At 34.3% G+C, this 19870-nt stretch carries 16 protein-coding genes; 11 read left to right on the forward strand and 5 right to left on the reverse strand.

The features are described 5' to 3' along the window. Positions 1-71: 71 nt before the first annotated feature. From ACZ5R4_RS17095 to ACZ5R4_RS17145, 11 genes are all read left to right on the forward strand, one after another. Entirely contained in the window at positions 72-875 is an 804-nt protein-coding gene (locus ACZ5R4_RS17095) for a carbohydrate ABC transporter permease (RefSeq protein ID WP_425454595.1), read from the forward strand. A gap of 16 nt (positions 876-891) precedes the next feature. Further along, positions 892-2355, forward strand: coding sequence for a hypothetical protein (locus ACZ5R4_RS17100; protein ID WP_425454596.1), 1464 nt, complete (start codon positions 892-894; stop codon positions 2353-2355). Between the two features lie 7 nt (positions 2356-2362). Continuing rightward, positions 2363-2974 (forward strand): YIP1 family protein, encoded by a 612-nt coding sequence (locus tag ACZ5R4_RS17105; protein WP_425454597.1) that lies wholly within the window; start codon positions 2363-2365, stop codon positions 2972-2974. Between the two features lie 16 nt (positions 2975-2990). Further along, the gene (locus ACZ5R4_RS17110; RefSeq protein ID WP_464367686.1) at positions 2991-5546 is read left to right on the forward strand and encodes a DUF5696 domain-containing protein; all 2556 of its coding nucleotides are present in this window, start codon (positions 2991-2993) and stop codon (positions 5544-5546) included. After that, positions 5543-6457: a carbohydrate ABC transporter permease gene (locus ACZ5R4_RS17115; RefSeq protein WP_464367687.1), complete on the forward strand. Its 915-nt coding sequence runs from the start codon at positions 5543-5545 to the stop codon at positions 6455-6457. Before ACZ5R4_RS17110 ends, ACZ5R4_RS17115 begins: the two co-directional genes overlap by 4 nt. A gap of 14 nt (positions 6458-6471) precedes the next feature. Then, complete coding sequence (locus ACZ5R4_RS17120; RefSeq protein WP_425454591.1) at positions 6472-7416, forward strand: carbohydrate ABC transporter permease; 945 nt, start codon at positions 6472-6474, stop codon at positions 7414-7416. 102 nt (positions 7417-7518) lie between these two features. Then, complete coding sequence (locus tag ACZ5R4_RS17125) at positions 7519-8526, forward strand: endo-1,4-beta-xylanase (RefSeq protein ID WP_430735840.1); 1008 nt, start codon at positions 7519-7521, stop codon at positions 8524-8526. 39 nt (positions 8527-8565) lie between these two features. Next, the gene (locus tag ACZ5R4_RS17130; protein WP_109985339.1) at positions 8566-10074 is read left to right on the forward strand and encodes a glycoside hydrolase family 43 protein; all 1509 of its coding nucleotides are present in this window, start codon (positions 8566-8568) and stop codon (positions 10072-10074) included. 118 nt (positions 10075-10192) lie between these two features. Then, on the forward strand, positions 10193-11896 hold the full coding sequence (locus tag ACZ5R4_RS17135) for an extracellular solute-binding protein (protein ID WP_464367688.1): 1704 nt from the start codon (positions 10193-10195) through the stop codon (positions 11894-11896). A 33-nt stretch (positions 11897-11929) separates the two neighbouring features. Beyond that, positions 11930-13678 carry a sensor histidine kinase gene (locus tag ACZ5R4_RS17140; protein ID WP_464367689.1) on the forward strand — a complete coding sequence of 583 codons (1749 nt, stop codon included), beginning with the start codon at positions 11930-11932 and terminating at the stop codon, positions 13676-13678. Continuing rightward, positions 13671-15299 (forward strand): response regulator transcription factor, encoded by a 1629-nt coding sequence (locus ACZ5R4_RS17145; RefSeq protein ID WP_109985342.1) that lies wholly within the window; start codon positions 13671-13673, stop codon positions 15297-15299. Before ACZ5R4_RS17140 ends, ACZ5R4_RS17145 begins: the two co-directional genes overlap by 8 nt. A gap of 49 nt (positions 15300-15348) precedes the next feature. On the opposite strand, the gene ACZ5R4_RS17150 is transcribed toward ACZ5R4_RS17145, so the two are convergent. The 5 genes from ACZ5R4_RS17150 to ACZ5R4_RS17170 all read right to left on the reverse strand — a co-directional run bounded on the left by ACZ5R4_RS17150 (position 15349) and on the right by ACZ5R4_RS17170 (position 19727). Continuing rightward, positions 15349-15963, reverse strand: coding sequence for a DUF624 domain-containing protein (locus tag ACZ5R4_RS17150; protein ID WP_054860314.1), 615 nt, complete (start codon positions 15961-15963; stop codon positions 15349-15351). Positions 15964-16121: 158 nt separating this feature from the next. After that, complete coding sequence (locus tag ACZ5R4_RS17155) at positions 16122-16823, reverse strand: response regulator transcription factor (RefSeq protein ID WP_464367690.1); 702 nt, start codon at positions 16821-16823, stop codon at positions 16122-16124. A 385-nt stretch (positions 16824-17208) separates the two neighbouring features. Next, the gene (locus ACZ5R4_RS17160) at positions 17209-18018 is read right to left on the reverse strand and encodes an endonuclease/exonuclease/phosphatase family protein (protein WP_277679973.1); all 810 of its coding nucleotides are present in this window, start codon (positions 18016-18018) and stop codon (positions 17209-17211) included. A 119-nt stretch (positions 18019-18137) separates the two neighbouring features. Next, positions 18138-18911 carry a metal-binding protein ZinT gene (locus ACZ5R4_RS17165; protein WP_425454598.1) on the reverse strand — a complete coding sequence of 258 codons (774 nt, stop codon included), beginning with the start codon at positions 18909-18911 and terminating at the stop codon, positions 18138-18140. Positions 18912-19043: 132 nt separating this feature from the next. Further along, positions 19044-19727, reverse strand: a complete 684-nt coding sequence (locus ACZ5R4_RS17170; protein WP_054860317.1) for a FadR/GntR family transcriptional regulator — start codon at positions 19725-19727, stop codon at positions 19044-19046. Between the last annotated feature and the right edge of the window lie 143 nt (positions 19728-19870).

Here is a 19870-nt window from a genome sequence, read left to right on the forward strand (position 1 = left end):
TGTCTGTAACAACATTGAGAATTTTTCGAGCTAATAAGAAATTAAATCGATCATTTATCGTTACTTTTATCATGTTTGCCTTATTAGCTTTATTTGGTGCATTTATGGCATTGCCATTGGTGTATGCGATAAACAATGCCTTTAAACCATTAGATGAATTATTTATTTTTCCGCCGAGATTTTTTGTCCGAAATCCAACTCTTGATAATTTCTTTGACCTCGTTTCATTAATGGGGAATTCGTGGGTCCCATTGTCTCGTTATATCACGAACACATTACTAATTACCATCATCGGAACTGCAGGACATATCTTATTGGCATCTGCAGCTGCATATCCACTAGCAAAATACCGATTCATCGGATCTAAAACCATCTTCTCTATCGTTGTATTATCCTTGATGTTTTCACCACATGTCACTGCGATTCCAAACTATATGGTGATGTCTTGGCTAGGGTGGATCAATACGCAAGCTTCGATTATCGTACCTTCCTTGGCATTTCCTTTAGGTTTATTTCTAATGAAACAATTTATGGAGCAGATTCCGAATCCATTATTAGAAGCAGCGAAGATAGATGGGGCAAGTGAGTATCGGATTTTCTGGAGCATTGTAATGCCGAATGTGAAGCCAGCGTGGTTAACCTTGATGATATTACAATTTCCTATGTTATGGGGAACAGATGGTGGTAACTTCATTTATAGTGAAAATCTGAAAACTCTTCATTATGCATTAGGACAAATTATACAGGGTGGGATAGCAAGAGCTGGAGTGGGTGCAGCTGTTGCTTTATTCCTAATGATTGTGCCAATAACCCTATTCATTTTTTCACAGAGTAGTGTCATGCAAACAATGGCGAATTCAGGAATTAAAGATTAGGAAAGGGGTTGAAAAAATTTTGGGTAAGACGGAGAGATCGTTTAAATTACTTGTCGCTTCCATCGTGATTTTTACTGGTATAAGTATGGGAGCTTTCCACGTTCAGGCAAATGGGCAAGCACCTTCCTATAATTATTCCTATTGGGGTGATTCGATTTCAGCTCCTGATGCATATAAACCTACGACACTAGTAAATGGGGAAGACTTAGGGATTGGCCCTTTTATAGAACCTAGTGATATACACGTCACTGAAGATCAGATGATCTATGTAGTAGATTCAGGTAACAATCGAGTAGTTATGCTGAACCATCGATTCCAGTTAATCGATACGGTTGCTTCTTTTGATAATAATGGGAAAAAGGATCAGTTATCTAATCCACAGGGTATTTTTGTTACAAAAGAAAAGCAAATTTTTATCGCAGATACGGGAAATAATCGAATTGTTCAATTGGATCAGAATTATCAACTAGTAACAATTATTGAACAACCAAGCTCGGATCTATTAAAGGATGATTTTGTGTTCCAGCCATTAAGGGTGGTTGTCGATAATGCTGGAAGAGTTTATACAATGGCAGAAGGTGTATTTGATGGATTTATGGAGTTCAATGTGAACGGGGAGTTTAATACCTTTATCGGAGCAAATCGTGTCCAAGTAGATCCTATTGAATTGTTATGGAAGCGATTATCGACACAAGCTCAACGTAGTCAAATGGTGATGTTTATTCCAACAGAATTTACCAATCTAGATATAAATGAAGAAGGCTTTATTTATGCAACAAATGGAGATAACAGTAGTGATAAAATCAAAAAATTAAATGCAAGAGGGACGGATATTCTGAGAAGAGAGGGTTATTTTGATCCGATCGGAGATATTCGTTATCCGATAGATATTGGTCCATCTAGATTAATTGATATCGATGTATCAGACAGTGAAATGTATTCCGTTCTTGATAGTAAACGTGGTCGAATTTTTACTTACAATAATGATGGTCATTTAATGTATGTTTTTGGCGGAATAGGAAATAGACGTGGATTGTTTCATACGCCTGTAGCTATTGAAAGAGTTAGCGAGCAATTTTTAGTATTAGACAAAGCTCTAGGTGAAATTACGGTTTTTAAGGCAACAAATTACGGACATATGATTAATCAAGCGGTTCGTAGTTACTATGAAGGTGATGAGGAGTCAGCATATCATTTTTTTAAAGAAGTAATTGAGATGAATGCTAATTTAGAGTTTGCTTATGCAGGTATTGGAAAAGCATTGCTAAGACAAGGTGACTACAAAGGGGCAATGGAAAATTTTAAAAAAAGCTTAGATCAAAAAAATTATTCGAAAGCGTTTCTGCTGTATCGTAAAGAAGTGTTAAAGGATTATTTTCCAACCATTTTAACAACGATATTGGTAGCTGTAATCGGATTGTTTGTATGGAGGTTTTATAGAAAATTAATAAAGAGAAGGAAGGAGATAACTATTGAATAAGGAGATAATGAAATTCCCATTCTATTTAATTGTTCACCCATTTAATGGATACTGGGACTTGAAATATGAAATGAATAAACGAATTAATTTAATTATTTCATTTCTCGTTATATTTTTAATGGTATTAACCAATATTTTGCGCACACAATACAGTGGCTTTTTAGTGAATATTTATAACCCAAATCATATGAATAGCTTCCTAGAGATCTTATATGTCATCGTTCCGTTGTTATTTTGGTGTATAGCTAATTGGTCACTTACGACATTAATGGATGGTGAAGGAAAATTTGTAGAGATTTTCACTTCCACTTGCTTTGCACTAATTCCATTAATTCTCTTAAATTTTCCTTGGATCTGGATCAGCAATTTAATTTCTATGGAAGAAACAGCTTTTTACTATTTCACCAATAGCTTTGCATTAATTTGGTTTCTCTTCTTGTTATTTATCGGGAATATGACCGTACATCAATTTACCCCATTGAAATCGATAACCATCATGATACTTACTGTAATTGCTATGGGATTTATGGCATTTTTGTGTTTATTGTTTTTTAGTTTGATTCAACAAATCATTGCATTTATTTCCGCCATTTATCAAGAAATTGTCATTAGATATTGAGAAAGGAGGGGGAAGAGTGAACAAATTAATTCCATTGCTAGCTACCATAGCCTTTACCTTGTTTCTATTAATAGGCTGCTCTACTTCGGCATCAAAGGAACAAAAGGGAAGTGAAGCAGAGAGTATTGAACCATTCGAACAAGGGCAGGTATTTCTGTCTAAATTTACAGATGAGAAAGTCGCAGGGATGAAAGGTGTTATAGAAAATGAGAATTTACAGTTATTTATAGATGATAAGAATGGTAATATAGCTATTCATCATAAAAAGACAGGAAAGGTTTGGTACAGTAATCCGCCTGAAAGAGCGAATGATGCAATTGCGACGGGCGTAAATAAATCCTTACTATCAGCACAGATGCAAATAGATTTTTATAACAGATTTAATCAGCTTAATTCTGTGAATACATTTTCAGATAGTGTAGCTAATGAACAGATAAGAGTAGAAGAAGTGAATGATGGAATTCGAGTTACTTATCGTTTTGGAAAAACCGAAAAATCTGTAGAGGATTTACCATTAATGCTTAGTAAGGATAGGTATGAAGAATTAAATAATAAATTAGACAAGAATGGGCAACGATCGTTAATGATTGCTTATAAAGAGAACAAGGAGACGAATGTCTATGAACGAAATGATAGTGCATTAAACGGTATGCAATTGGAAAAGGCATTACAAGCGTTTGAAGATGCTGGTTATACAGAGGAGCATCTACAGGAGGATATGGCCGAATTAAATTTTACTCAGGAAAATGCATCTTCGAGTGTCTTTGAAGCAGCAATAGAATATACACTTGAAGAGAACAGTTTAGTAGTGAATGTGCCGATAGAGAGAATTCATTATCCAGAGAATTATCCAATTAACAGGATTTCCTTATTGAATTTTTTTGGTGCTGCGGGAACCGAAGATGAAGGTTCGTTATTGGTGCCAGATGGGTCTGGTGCGCTAATTCATTTTAACAATGGGAAAACAGAGTATCCTTCTTATCAACAGCCAGTTTACGGAGAGGATTTAGCACTGAATGTTCGAGAAAACCAATCGATGGAACAAGAGGTGAGGTTACCGGTATTCGGTATTTTGTATGATACAAGTGCTGTACTAGGAATCATTGAAAGAGGGGCACCTGTAGCAAATATTCATGCGGATATAAGTGGAAGACTAAATAGTTATAATTATATTTATCCAAGTTTTTCCGTTATCAATAAGGATGAAGTGACACTCCAAGCGAATGAACAAGAACGCACCTTACCAAAATTTCAGGAAAAACCAATGAAAACAGATTATACAGTTAGATATATATTTTTAAATGGAGATAAAGCAACTTATAGTGGAATGGCAAAGTCTTATCAAGAATATTTGGCAAGGCGAGATGGATTGCCTCAGTTTAAGAGTAAAAACAATAAAAAAGATGTACCTTTCTTTTTAGATCTTGTAGGGGCAATTAATAAACAAAAGCATTTTGTAGGTATCCCTTATCATGCACTTGAATCATTGACAAGCTTTGAAGAAGCAAAAGTAATCTTAGCTAAGTTAAAGTCAAAAAATATCAATCATATTCAATTAAAGTATTCAGGATGGTTTAATGGTGGCGTTAATCACAAGGTACCTACGAAAATAAAGGTAGATGATGTAATAGGTGGTAGTAAAGGATTGAAACGATTGATGGAGTATACAAACGAGAATGATATTCCTTTGTTCCCAGATGTCGCGCTTCTATCGATATATAATGGTGGTGGTTTCGATGCGGAATCTGAAGCCTCAAGAACTTTAAAAGGTGTGTCAGCAGCAGTCTATCCCATTGATATAACACTTAATCGTAGAGACAGAGATAAGTCGCCTTCGTATGTTGTTTCACCTAAACAAATAGAAAAGTACACAGTAGATATGCTTCAAAATATAGAAGAAATCGGTTTGAGAGGCTTGTCTTTACGAGATTTAGCGGATCAATTAAATAGTGATTTTAGAAAGAATAAACAAATTTATCGGAACGAATCGAAAGAAATGGTGAGTAAGGCATTTCAAGCAATACGAGCCCAGGAGCTTGATTTATTGGCGAACGGTGGAAATGCTTATACATTACCATATATAACAAGTCTGACCAATGCTCCAATGAGTAATAGTGGATACAAGCTAGAAGATGAAGAGATTCCATTTTACCAAATGGTTATCCGTGGGTTTATTAATTATACTGGGAATCCCTATAACCTTTCCGAGTTTACCGATACAAGGGAATATATTTTAAAAAGTATAGAGTACGGTTCAGGTGTCCATTTTAAATGGGGTTATGCACCGAACCATGAGGTAAAGGATACGGAATTTGATTATTTATATTCTATTAATTATGCTGCATGGATGAAGGAAGCAGTAGAAATTTACCAAGAAATAAATCAAGTGTTGAGCCAGGTAGTTAATGAACAAATACAAACACATGAAAAATTACAAGATGGAGTTTTCAAAACAGTATACGGAAATGGTGTAGCTATTATCGTGAACTATAATCAGACAGAAGTAACGGTAGATGGGAAAAAAATTGAAGCAATGAATTATGTAACAGTAACTGGGGGTGATGAGAAATGAAAGCGATGCAAAAACTAACAATAATGCCAAAGTCTTATGAAGGACAAAAGGCCTTTTGGGGTTTTCTATTTGTTCTACCCTGGTTACTTGGGTTTATCTTTTTCTTTTTAATTCCTTTACTTACTTCCTTACGATTTAGCTTTAGCAAGATACAAGCAAGCTCGGAAGGAATGAAAATTACCTTCATTGGTTTGAAAAATTATATCGAAGCCCTTACTGTAAACACAAATTTTAACAGGACACTAATAGAATCTATTATTAACATGGTGGTAAACATCCCATTAATCATTATATTCAGTTTGTTTTTAGCGGTGCTATTAAACCAAAAGTTCCTTGGTAGATCGTTTGCGAGAGGTGTTTTCTTTCTCCCAGTTATTCTTGCCTCAGGTGTCATTTTAAACTTGGAATCAACTAGCTTGGTGCAAGCCATTAATGAGCAAAATGCGAACTCAGGTGGCGTTACTAGCGGTTTTGGGGCATTTGAATTAGAGAGAATTATGCTTCGTTCTGGAGTAAATGAAACGATTGTAGCTTATCTTACAGGTGCAGTTGACAGAATTTATCAGATTGTGAGCCAGTCAGGTGTCCAAATATTAATTTTTTTAGCCGGTATTCAAACTGTCCCTCCTGCACTCTATGAAGCTGCCAAGATGGAAGGCGCAACAGGCTATGAAGCATTTTGGAAAATCACTTTTCCACTGGTTACACCACTGATTTTAGTTAATATAATTTATACGATTATTGATTCTTTTTCGCGTAGCTCGATCACAGAATTGATCCTATCAACAGGGTTTGATAACAGTAATTTCGGATTAAGCTCAGCAATGGCTTGGCTCTATTTTGTTACGATAATGATCATTCTAATGGTAAGTACGTATGTTATATCTAAAAAAGTATTCTATCAGGAATAGAGGGGGGAAGGATAATGATAGTAAAATTATTATCGTTGGAAAATTGGAAGCGGTGGCTATGGGCAATGGTTCGATTTGTTTTAATTGTCGGTTTATCTTTTGTGATTTTGTATCCAATTCTACAAAAAATAGCGACTGCCATTAAACATAAAAGTGATTTATACTCCCCTGTTGTTGTTTGGATTCCAGAACATTTCACATTAGAGAATTTTAAGAATGCTATAAAGATTATGGATTATTGGGACACTCTATTGAATACTTTTTTGTTAGCGAGCATTACAACCATTCTAACAACTGCTTCTTGTGCCCTAGCAGGCTATGCTTTTGCTAGACTTAGCTTTAAAGGAAGTAAACTGTTATTTGCTGGTGTCATACTAACTATTTTAGTACCACCAACGACTATTTTAATTCCAATTTATATGAATTTAAAAGATTTCACACTGATGGGAATTATTCCGTTATTGACAGGTGATTCTGCAAATTTATTAAATTCATATTGGCCCTTTATTTTAACATCTGTTACGGCAAATTCGCTAAAAGCCGGATTGTATATTTTTATCTTCCGGCAATTTTTTAGAGGGATTCCAAAGGTAATTGAAGAAGCTGCTTATATTGATGGAGCTGGTGTGGGAAAGACTTTTTTACGTATTATGCTACCTAATGCCTTTCCGGCAATTGTTACAGTAATGCTTTTTTCATTTGTTTGGCAGTGGAATGATAGCTTCTTTACAACAACCTATTTAACATCAAGTAATGTAATGGCTACACAATTGTCCTCATTACCTTATAATTTGTCAATTCAGCTTGAAGGTGGAGTTGCGACAAATAAAGATCCATTTTATATGAGTATGGTACAAGATACGGGGATATTGCTTGCTATCTTACCACTTATTATTATTTACTTATTCGTTCAACGTTATTTTGTTGAAAGTATCGAACGATCTGGGATTGTAGGGTAATCATGGTCTGAATAGTATCTTGCGAATGAGTCGCAAAACTTCTTTCGTAAGGACATTCATTTTTATCGAAAAATTACTAACTATATAAGAGGAGGAATTACATTGGGTAATTCAAAGGATAATCAAATGCAACTTTATAAAGTGATGAAGGACTATTTTAAAATCGGAGCTGCAGTGAACCCGATGACTATAAAAAGTCAAGAAAGTTTAATCAAGAAGCATTTTAATAGTTTAACAGCAGAAAATGAAATGAAGTTTAGTCATATCCAACCATCCGAGAGGAATTTTACATTCGATTCCGCAGACCAAGTGGTTACTTTTGCTGAACAAAATAAAAAGGTAGTAAGAGGACATACTTTGGTTTGGCATAATCAAACTCCTGATTGGGTATTTCATGATAAAGACGGTGGCTTAATTGATCGTGATACATTGTTTAATAGAATGAAGAATCATATTGATACGGTGATAAATCGATATAAAGATAACATTTACGCATGGGATGTTGTGAATGAAGCGGTATCAGATAAGGATGGTGAATTTATACGGCCTTCCAAATGGCTTGATATCGCTGGTGAAAAATTTATCGAAAAAGCATTTCAGTTTGCTCATGAAGCTGATCCAAAGGCAAAGTTATTTTATAATGATTATAATGAATCTGTACCTAGCAAGAGAGAGAAGATAGTTAGGTTAGTTAAATCTTTAAAAGAAAAAGATGTACCCATTCACGGAATCGGCCTGCAAGCTCATTGGAATTTACACTCACCTTCCTTAGAGCATATTAAGCGAGCAATAGAATCATATGCAAGTTTAGATGTGCAATTGCATATTACAGAGCTTGATCTATCCGTCTTCGATCATCATGATAGCCGAACAGATTTAAAGCAACCAACAGAACAGATGATGCAGCTTCAGGCAGAAAGGTACTATCAAATCTTTCAACTATTCAAAGAGTATAAGGATTATATCGATTCTGTGACTTTTTGGGGAGTAGCTGATGATTATACGTGGTTAGATAATTTTCCAGTAAGAGGAAGAAAAAACTGGCCGTTTCTATTCGATACTAACCATCAACCTAAACAAGCATTTTGGCGGGTTATGGAAAAGAATTAATTTGCTTGTTAATATTGTATAAACAATGGAGGTATAGAAATGAAAGAATCCTTTGTCACCAATCCAATCCTTTGGGCAGATGTACCTGATCCAAGTGTAATTAGGGTAGATGATATTTATTATATGGTTAGTACTAGCATGCATTCCATGCCAGGGTGTCCCATAATGAAGTCAAAAAATTTGAAGGATTGGGAAATCATCAATTATGTTTTTCAAACATTAGAAGATAACGATGCTCACAATTTAATGAATGGTCAACACATTTATGGAAAAGGTTCCTGGGCGGTAAGCCTAAGGTATCATCAGAAAACTTTCTATGTATGTTTTTCCAGTAATGATATGCAACAATTTTATATTTACACAACAAAAAACCTTGAAGCTGGTGATTGGAATCGGGTTGTTTTTGATGGTCTTTATCATGATCCAAGCTTGTTGTTTGATAATGATCGTTTATTTGTTATATACGGTAATGGAGATATTCGAATTACAGAACTAACACCAGAAGCAACAAAAGTCAAAGAGAACGGTATTCATCGATTATTATTGTCAACTGCCTCCAAAAATATAAGGCTAAGGTGTGAAGGGTGTCATGCCTATAAAAGAAATGGCTATTATTATTTGTTCTTTATTGAATGGCCTGCAGATGGTAACCAAAGACGTAGACAAATTTGTTACCGGTCAAAGGATCTACTTGGTCCATATGAGATGCGTGTTGTATTAGATGATGATATGGGCTATCACAATAAAGGAATAGCACAAGGGGGTATTGTAGATACAAAAGAAGGAAGGTGGTTTGCTTTATTGTTTCAAGATCATGATGCGGTTGGGCGTATTCCTCATCTAGTCCCAGTTAGTTGGGAGGATGATTGGCCTATATTTGGGACCTGTGGAAAGGTACCAAGTGAATTTATTTCTCCTTTGCCTGAAACTCAACAAGCGCCATTGGTTATTAGTGATGAGTTCCAATATGAAACGAATAAACTGGCCTTAAATTGGCAATGGAACCATAACCCGAACAACGAGTTATGGTCATTAACGGAACGAAAAGGGTATTTACGTCTTAGAACAGGACACATTACAAAAAGTGTAGAATTTGCTAGAAATACTTTAACTCAAAGAACGGAAGGACCACGTTGCACTGCAATTACAAAGCTTGACTTTAAACAAATGAAGCCTGGTGATCGAGCAGGGTTAGTTGCTCTACAATCACATTATGCTTGGATCGGTGTACTAGCAGGTAATGAGCAGGATTTTTATATTGGGATCGGTGAAAAAGGAGATTTGGGAGAAGAGGATATTACAGCATCAACCTTGTATACTTCGGATACTGTTTATTTGAAGGCTTCTTTTGACTTTGAAAATAGTAAAGATTTTGTTGAATTTTCTTATTCAAATGATGGAATCACTTGGGAAATGATTGGTCAAAAAATTAAATTACATTATACATTAGATCACTTTATGGGATGTAGGGTTGGTTTATTCAACTATGCAACACAAAATATAAATGGAATGGTTGATTTTGATTTCTTTCATTATAAAAAGAGATAGATTTATAGTGCATTTGTTCCCTCTGTAAGGGCTTTATTAACGGAGGTTGATAAATAAGTAATCAAATAGGATAATGAATTATAAATTAATGGATTAATTATGAAATGGAGGAAACAGTTTGCATAAGCGGAATATATCCATTTATATCATTCTATTCCTATTTATCGTTGCCTCAGTTACTTTAATGTCATGTGATGATGATTCAATTGATACAAAGGAAGACTCTCTTATACAGGTACAACCCCAAGAAAGTAAATTTTACGCACATAAAGGATTGGCGAAGTATGAACCAGAGATTGAACTTCATTTTGTAAGAGAAACAGGACAAGGCTTGAACGAACTAATCAATCATTTACCTGGAGAAACCCTAGAAAAAAATAGATGGACTGAACTCTATAAACAAATGCTAGGCATTAACATTATATATGATTGGAAAGCGGAAGGAGATGTATTTTCTCGTAAATTAGGAAGTGTTATTACTTCTGGAAATATACCTGATGTAGTGTGGGTTAATGATCAACAATTAAGACAACTGTATCGTGCTGGACTGATAGAGGATTTAACAGCAGTGTACGAGGAATATGCAACATCATTCACAAAAGAAGTGTACACAATGGAAGGGTCTAGATTAATAGAAAGTGCAACAATAGATGGTAAAATGATGGGAATTCCCCAAATCGATTCCACCATTGAAAAAGCGCAGTATATTTGGATACGAACGGATTGGCTTGAATATTTAGAACTAGCTGAGCCTAAAACGATGAATGATCTGATTGAGATTTCGAAAGCGTTTACTTTTGAAGATCCTGATCAAAACAATATTGACGACACGTTAGGCCTAGCTATTACTAAACATTTATGGGATCCAGTAATGGGAATAACTAATTTTATGGCTGGGTTTGATGCTTATCCAGGTATTTGGATAGAAAATGAATATGGTGAGCTTGTGAATGGAGGAGTTCAAGAGGAGGTGAAAGAAGCTCTATCTGTTTTACAAAACATGTATAAAGCAGGTATTTTAGATGATGAATTTTTTCTAAAAGATGGGAACAAGGTGAAGAAACAAATTGCAGCAGGTAAAATTGGAATATTATATGGAGAACAGTGGGGATCATTTGTAGCAGGTGTTAGTCGAGAACAGAATCCTGATGCACAATGGAAACCCCTCCCTATTGTCTCCGTAACGGGTAAAGAAGTGAAAGTTCCCTTAAAGTATAATTCGAATAGTTACCTAGTTGTGAAAAAAGGTACCACTCACCCTGAGGCAATAATGAAGATGATTAATCTTTATTTAGAGAAAAATTGGGGAGAAACCTCAGAGTACGAATTGTTTTATAGCACTCCTTATCCAGTCTGGCAGTTGTCGCCAATAAACCCTTATCCCGCTTCCAAAAATTTAGATGCCTTTCGCCAATTGGAAGCTGTAAGAGCAAGTGGTAATTTTGCAGAGCTTGAGCAAGAGGCAAAATCAATCTATGAAAATATCATTCATTATTTTACAGAGAATAACGAAGCGGGCTGGGGCTGGGAAAAAACTTACGGAGTAAATGGGGCCTTTTCCATACTAGAACAATATATTAAAAATGATAGCTTGTTATATGATCGTTTTTATGGGCCACCTACTACCACAATGGTTGAGATGAAAACCATTTTAGATAATTATATACATGATTCCTATGTGGAATTTATTTTAGGTCGTTCGATGAATGAATTTGATTTATTTGTAGAAAAGTGGAAGGAAATGGGGGGGAGGGAAATGACAGAAGAGGTAAACGAATGGTATCAAAATCAAAGTGAAAATACTGTTCAAGTAAATCAATAGAGTATGGTTTAATCGTACTATTGGAGGGCAGGAATGCTAAAAATTCCAGTTAATTCATTGCGTAAAACTATCTTTGCAAGACTACTTATTATGTTTTTTATATTAATCTTACCTATTATCGTTTTCGGTATTTATTTGTACAATTGGACCTATCAAAATACAAGCCAGGAAATTTCAAAGAATACAGTAGTACAATTAACATCATATCTAGGGAACCTAAATCGTGAAATCGAATGGATTGAAATTCAGCAATTTGATATTTTACAAGAAACGGAACTAAGAAAGATTGCGTATACGTGGGATATGATGGACAATATCGAACGAAAAGATAGTGTGAACTATATCATACATCGACTTACCTCCATAAAAAACACAAATATATATATTAAAGATATCTCGATCCATTTACCATCCATTGACAAAACCATTTCTGTGATGAATGCAGCACAAGATTTTAATAAATTAGAGTATGAGAAAATACGCACTAGCAAATCACAAACAGGATTACGATTAATACAAACTGAGGATACGTTAAGTTTAAGTGCTTCAATAATCGGGAATGATCTGCAGGAACATCCCCAAATCGTAGTCCACATCGAATTAGATAAACAAAAGATGAGTGAGGATTTAAACACATTAAATATGTATCCAAATAGTTCTACATTTCTAGTGTCTGATGACAAGGAATTACTGTTAGAAAGTGGCGAAAAAACAAGTAATGCTTTTAACATTTATTATCACACCATGAGGTCAAAAGAAAATAATGACAATGTAACTTTTTTTGAGGATAAAAGATTTCATATAAATAGTGCTTATTCTAAGGATTTAAAGCTTTCTGTTGTAACCTTTATTCCTGAAGACATAGTTAAACTCCCATTAAAAAAGTTTAGTAGGTGGGCTTGGGGATTTGCCATTACCTCTTTAGTGGTCATCATCCTTTACTCTTACTTGATATATAGAATGGTCCATAAACCCTTAGTCTTATTAGTTGATGGCTTTCGACGAATGGAAGATGGGGAACTAAATAATCCCATTGAGCATGAACAGGAGGATGAGTTTGGCTTTCTATATAATCGTTATAATATTATGCTATATAAACTTAGACGACTTATTGAGCAGGATTATAAACAAAAGCTAATGATGCAAAAAGCGGAATTAAAACAATTACAATCTCAAATAAATCCGCACTTTTTATATAATAGTTTTTTTATATTAAATTCCTTAGCAAAGACAGAGGACACGGAACGTATGGAACAATTTACTAGTATGCTAGGAGAGTATTTTAAATTTATTACCCGGAATGAGGAAGAGCACGTAACATTATCCGAAGAAATGAAGCATGCTAGAATGTACACAGAAATTCAACAGCTTCGATTTTCAAGAAGAATCAAGGTTCAGTTTGATGAATTACCAGAAGAAATGGAACACATAAAGGTACCTAAACTAATTGTCCAACCTATTATCGAAAATGCATTCGAACATAGTCTAGAAAAGAAAGTCGACGAAGGACATTTGTGGGTTCATTTTAAAAAAGAGCATCACACGATTTATATAGTTGTAGAAGATAATGGTGATGGAATTAGTACCTCGAAAATAGAGGATATGCGTTCTCTTTTAAATGAAGCAAGAGATTATCAAGAACAAACAGGAATGACAAATATTCATAGAAGGATTTTATTAACTTATGGTGCTAATAGTGGTCTATATCTGTCGCGAAGTGAAACAAATGGTTTAAAGGTAGAAATTCGAATAAATCTAGAGGAGGATGATTCGAATGTATAGACTATTAATTGTGGATGATGAGGAAATTATTACAGATGGACTGTATGAGGTATTCAGTAGTTATAATCCTGAACAACTAGATGTATATAAAGCATACTCGGCTACGGAAGCTTTAGAATGGCTCGCACGCAGTAGAATTGATATTATTCTTACAGATATTGCTATGCCAGGGATGAATGGATTAGAATTAATCGAGAAGGTACAAAACTTTTGGCCTAAATGTAAAGTAGTTTTTTTAACTGGTCATAATAATTTTGAGTATACCTATAGAGCGATACAGATGACAAATGTTAGATATCTATTAAAAACGGAAGGTTATGATAAGATAATTGACACAGTTGAAGTTGTGATGAATGAAATTTATCAAGAGAAATTTACAAGTAAATGGATAGAACGATCTAGAGAGCAACTATATGCCTATCAGTTCATGGCACAAGGTGAATATATGAGGCATTTATTACAAGATAGTAAGTATTTGGGGAAGGATATGGAAATATTACGTAATGAGTTTAATGAGCTCGAAATAAGCTTAGATCTAAACAAAGGTGTCTGGTTAGTATTAGGACGTTTAACATATCCTAAAGGGAAAACATATCTAGAAAAATCAAATATTCTATCTGCAGTTAGAGATATGTGGGAATATCACCTTTCTGAAAAATTACAAAGTATGGATATTATAGATAAGTATGGTGATATTCTGTGGTTTATTCAACCATGCCTTGACACGAATGATGATTTAGATGGCCGATTTTCAAAATATTTGGAAGGCTCTTTAGAATTGGTCCAACAAGAAAGTATACATTTGTTAGAGTTGCCCATCATATTTACTGTAAGTAGTCATTCATGTCAATGGAATAGAATTACGGAAAAATATGAGCAGTTGCGACAGTTACAGCAATTTAAAGTTGGAAGGAATATTCCAATGATTATATGGGATACTCATAATGAACAAAATCAAAAATCTCCAGCTGATAAAACGACGCAAAAATATAGAATGGAGAGTATGGTTGCAAATTTAGATTCCAATAAAATTGAAGAATTTTTTATCCATCTTCAGACATTTATAACTTCTGAGATAGCAACAGATGATGTTCATCAATTGATGGAAGCTTATTATGCTATTGCGTTGAGTTTATATTCCTATATTAATCGCTTAGAATTAAATACACACATTTTTAACTATGATAAATTGTTGCGCATAGATGACCATCGATCTATAATGGATGGATTTCATTTTTTAAAAGATACTACAGAGAAAATCCTTCATATACATAAAATAAGAGAACGAGATAAAGCTTCTTGCATAATAGAAAATATTTGCAAATACATAGAAGATCACTTAAATGAGGATTTATCACTTGTTAAATTAGCCGAGATTCACTTCTTTAATCCTTCCTATTTATCTTATTTTTTCAAGCAAGAGTATGGAATGAATTTATCAGAGTATATTGAAAAATGTAGAATTCTTAAGGCAAAGGAACTTCTAGAAAATCGAAAACTAAAAATTCGAGATGTAGGTGTTGCAGTTGGTTATGCCTCTGCACATTCCTTTACTCGTTTTTTTAAGAAAGTAACAGGTATGACACCCAAAGAATATCGAGGAAATTTAATAAGGAAATGATTCATAGCAGTGGGAACAACTTACAAGTTCCTACTGTTTTTTATAGGAGTTAAGTATAAATACTCTTTGTCTTTGTCATTTTACTCACTTTATCGAAATTTCTTTTGCATATTTTGAAAATTAAAAATGCCATTGGACTAAATATAATACAGCTGACGATAGGAATAATGGCCACAATGAAAATAGCAACACTAACAATAATTAAACACAGTAAAGTGGATGGGAAATACAGCATTGAGAATAAAATGGAGTTTCTCATTAAATTTTTGAAAGAAAGATCGTAACTAACCATAAGCGGAAAAATATACATACTAATAAACAAAGTAAATATGGTGACAAGGAATAATAATGCAGTTATTAATGAGATCATGATTGGTGAGTTTAATTCATTAAGTATGGCATAATCTAAAACTAAAATAACAATAAAAATCAAAAATAATACTTTAAAGAATATACTATGCTTAAAATGATTTTTAAGGTTGATTAAAAACTGTTTGAAAATCCCTACGTTTTCGTTATTTTCCCAATCTCGAATCACGCCAAACATTGCAGCAGTAGCAGGGAATAAAGTAATGATGGGAAGAGAACAGAGCAACCATAATATGTTTAATAGTATGAAATTAGTGATCATTTCTAAAACAGCATACCATTTTGAATGAATCAAGTTCTTTCGTCTCCTTCATTTGTAATCGTTTACAAATATTATAGCATATTGCGAGGGGTAGCAGTATACTATTTACGGATTTCATTTCTTGTTACTATTAGAAAAAAAGTTCAGCTACACCCCTTAAGGGATAGCTGAACCATGGATGGTAATATCCTTTAAACATTCGCCGATTCTAACTGCATCAGCTCATCTCGATTTTTGATCTCCAGTTTCTTATAAATAATAGAAACATAATTCTTAACGGTACCTTCTTTTAAATTAATCTCATTTGCAATCATTTTATTAGACCAGCCTTTTCTAAGCAAACGGAAAATCTGAAATTCCCTGTCTGTAAAGATAGACTTTTGCAACACAATTTCTTCTATATCTATGTTTAATTCGACATCTTCAAGCATTAGTAAATGTTTTAATTGATCTCTATCCTCATGGGTAGCTATATAATGTAATTTGTTTACATACTGTTGGATCATTGTTTGTGGTGCAACAAACATGCCATCCATAACCAAACGAATAATAGATTGAAAATCACCTAATCCCATATCTGCTACTAAATAACCGTCTAAATTTGTACTTGGAAAAGCCTCAATCGCATCATCATCTTTATCAGACGCTACTAATACTACCTTCATAAGTGGCTGCATAGCTTTCAATTGCTTAGCAAAGGCAATTCGATCCTCTTTTGATAAATAGGTACCAATAATACATAACGAAGGGATATTTGAAATTTCTAGAAACTGTATTGCCTTTGCTTCATTGTCAAAAGCTTCGAGAACGTGAAAGTTCTCCATATCATTAATCATATTCGAAATCATTTCTCGAAACAAAGTACTATGTTCTACTATTACAACATTTTGCAAAATTATCACCTCCAGTGATCAGTAGAGAGCTATATAAATAATAAAGAAATTATTTAAATCAAATAAGAGCATATTGTTATTATCGGCAGAAAAGGATTCGTTATTAAGAATAATGTCGAAAAAAATTTGAAAATTTAGTGGTAATATATTCTAATTAGAATGAGAGAGGGTTAGTAATGAATATATGTTGGGAATAATCGAAGTACTAAGGGAGAAAGCCCAAGGCAAGAGGTGATATCTTGGTCATCCTGTCTGTGCTAAGCGAGATAGCCAAGATAAAAGCATATATCTTGGCCAATATGCATATGTCAAGAGAAGTAGCCAAGATAAAAAATGCATGGATGCAAGTTTAATAAACTAGCTCCATGCAAAAATCTCAGCTTTGCTAACGCGTAATAACGATATCTGCTACTATTGGTAGATGATCGGAAGCTTCTGTATAAATTACCTGACTATCCAGGTGGTAAACGGACGGAGAGGTGAGGATGTAATCAATTCGTTTCGTTGGGTTTATTACTGGAAAGGTGTTTGATTCATCCCCATTTGCAAAGACATCTACTAAGTTACCTTCTTGTAATAATAATTGAAGCTCTTTACTATCTGGCTCTGCGTTTAAATCACCAACTAGAACACTAGGACCTGAAAAGGACGACTTCACCTCATTGATTTCTGCTATTTGGGCAAGTCTTTCGGCTACATTTAAACCTAGATGTGTGTTATAGAAATGGACGTGAATTCCTTTTACGTTAATTTTGGTACGCAGAAGACCTCGTTGTTCATTGCCAAAACTACTTAAATGAATATTCTCTGAATCGATGATGGGATACTTGCTGAGAACGGCAGTACCATATTGTCTATTTTTATTGCTGGTTTCTGGTTCTAGATTTAGATTGGCGCCAAATACATAATGGTAGCCTAATAACTTTGCAAGTTTCCTTGCTTGATCTTGAAAATCACTTCTGTCACCATAAAATCGGTCCACCTCTTGAATGCCAATGATTTCTGCGCCTGTATCCTTCATAACTTTGGCAGTACGCTTAATATCCAATTCTCCATCTAAGCCTTCACCATGATGGATATTGAATGACATTACCTTGAGGTTTACTTCTTTTCCTTTACCTGTAGCAGCTACACTGCTGGAAAAAACAATTACCAAAAACATACTTAACAGCAAACATACAACACCTTTTTTCAATATCAATCTCTCCTTTCAGTGGTCTGGAGAATAATCTCTATTGAATTCAATGTAATCTTTTTTTTACTATCGATCAATCCTTTTTCATAGAATTTACAATTCTTTAAGAAAGTATCAAATCAATGTGCCATCATCTCATGCGCAATATCATGTCCATCCATTTCAGAGGGGTAATAGGTTGGCCAATTCGTTACTTCCTCTAATAGAGCTTCGCGATCATCGCCCCAATAAAGGTGGTAGTGGCTAGCTTTCGTTGGATAGATGCTATGGTCACTGAATTGGATATACTGTGGGAGGTTTTCTGCTTCCTCTGCTAATTTAAATATGTATCTAACTCCTCTATTACCAGCATCATAGGTGAGTATCTCATATCCATCTGAGATATATTGGGCTGTGTTTTCCTCCCCATTCTCAACAAAGGTTACCATCTCTCCATCAATCACAATGCGTTCCACTTCTGTCTGATATCCTGTATCATAATAAGCCTTATATTCTTCCGCTGTTTTGTCCCCTTCATGCTCTGCTTTGTGAGTGAATACCTCGTCAAGCGTACCGTCCTGTAAATAAGGATAGACTGATTGCCAATCTCCTTCCCAATCAGAAAGTGTGCGGTCTTGAACTTGACTATCCTCGAAATAACCATTGTAAATTTCTTCTGTTTCTTCGTCATGTGCATGATGATGTTCATGCTCGTGCTCGTCGTGGTCGTGATCATGATCGTGATCATGTTCGTCCTTATCTTTTGTTTCTTGTTCTGCTTCCGTTGTTTCTGTTTGAGATTCGCTTGATGCATCAGTATCTTCTGTGGACGAGTCTTCCGATTGACAGCCTACTAAAATTACTAACACACCAACCATGATGAAACCAAATCTTTTTAATAATGAAACCAAAATAAACACTCCTTATCAAATCGTAATAATTACGATTTAAATTATAACCATATATTGGTTCGGTCGTCAAGGAAAAAATTATAAATAAAAGAAGACTAAACCAAATTCGGCTTAGCCTTCTGAAAAAGTGGGGTACTAGATATTCTCAATGGATGTTTTAACAGAATCCATAATCTTTAAAAAAGCGTCAGATGCTTTATTAGGGTTCTGCTCTTTTATTGCTTGAAGTAATTCCTCATGAAAGGGATAGCTTTTATCAAATATGTCCTCAATCCCAAATGGTTCATTCCAAAATTGGTTAAAAGTATCCCCGACAGAGTCAATAATACTAGTTAATAAATCATTGTCAGCAGCTTCATAAATAGTTTGATGAAACAATGAATCAGACTCGTTTGCTTTATCCCGCTCTTTATTGTTGATATACATCACATATTCTTTTAGATAACTTTCCATTTTTTTAATATCATCCTGTGTGGCTTTTTTTGCTGCTAGATCCACTGCTTTTCCTTCTAAAGCAATTCTAACTTCTAGAGCATCTAATAAAAATTTTCGTTCATTTTCAATATCAAAAGAAGTTTGAATATGAAAAGCTTTATTGTTTTTTACGAAAGTACCTTTTCCGTTTAAAATTTCAACATATCCCTGTGTTTCTAACAACTGGAGAGCTTCTCTAAGGGAGGATCTTCCGATACCCAGGGTTTCGATGAGTGTGGATATAGATGGAAGACGATCTCCTTCTTTCAGTTTTTCTTTTTTAATATATCTCTTTATTTCATCTGCAACAATTTCTGATAATCGTTTCTTCTTTAACGTTTTCATACGGTTCACCTCGAAATGATTATGCTCTAAGTTTATTATATTATCAACGATTAATCCAATAATAGATGTGTACTTACATTTCAAAATAATATAACCTTTCATACAGGTTGATAGTATGATAGAATGAAAAAGAAATGAAGTTC

The organism is Gracilibacillus sp. JCM 18860 (assembly GCF_055395245.1).

Coding starts and splice junctions, on each gene's coding strand:
- ACZ5R4_RS17095 (WP_425454595.1), top strand. CDS start 72: ATGTTTGCCTTATTAGCTTTATTTGGTGCATTTATGGCATTGCCATTG.
- ACZ5R4_RS17105 (WP_425454597.1), top strand. CDS start 2,363: ATGAAATTCCCATTCTATTTAATTGTTCACCCATTTAATGGATACTGG.
- ACZ5R4_RS17115 (WP_464367687.1), top strand. CDS start 5,543: ATGAAAGCGATGCAAAAACTAACAATAATGCCAAAGTCTTATGAAGGA.
- ACZ5R4_RS17120 (WP_425454591.1), top strand. CDS start 6,472: ATGATAGTAAAATTATTATCGTTGGAAAATTGGAAGCGGTGGCTATGG.
- ACZ5R4_RS17130 (WP_109985339.1), top strand. CDS start 8,566: ATGAAAGAATCCTTTGTCACCAATCCAATCCTTTGGGCAGATGTACCT.
- ACZ5R4_RS17140 (WP_464367689.1), top strand. CDS start 11,930: ATGCTAAAAATTCCAGTTAATTCATTGCGTAAAACTATCTTTGCAAGA.
- ACZ5R4_RS17145 (WP_109985342.1), top strand. CDS start 13,671: ATGTATAGACTATTAATTGTGGATGATGAGGAAATTATTACAGATGGA.
- ACZ5R4_RS17170 (WP_054860317.1), bottom strand. CDS start 19,727: ATGAAAACGTTAAAGAAGAAACGATTATCAGAAATTGTTGCAGATGAA.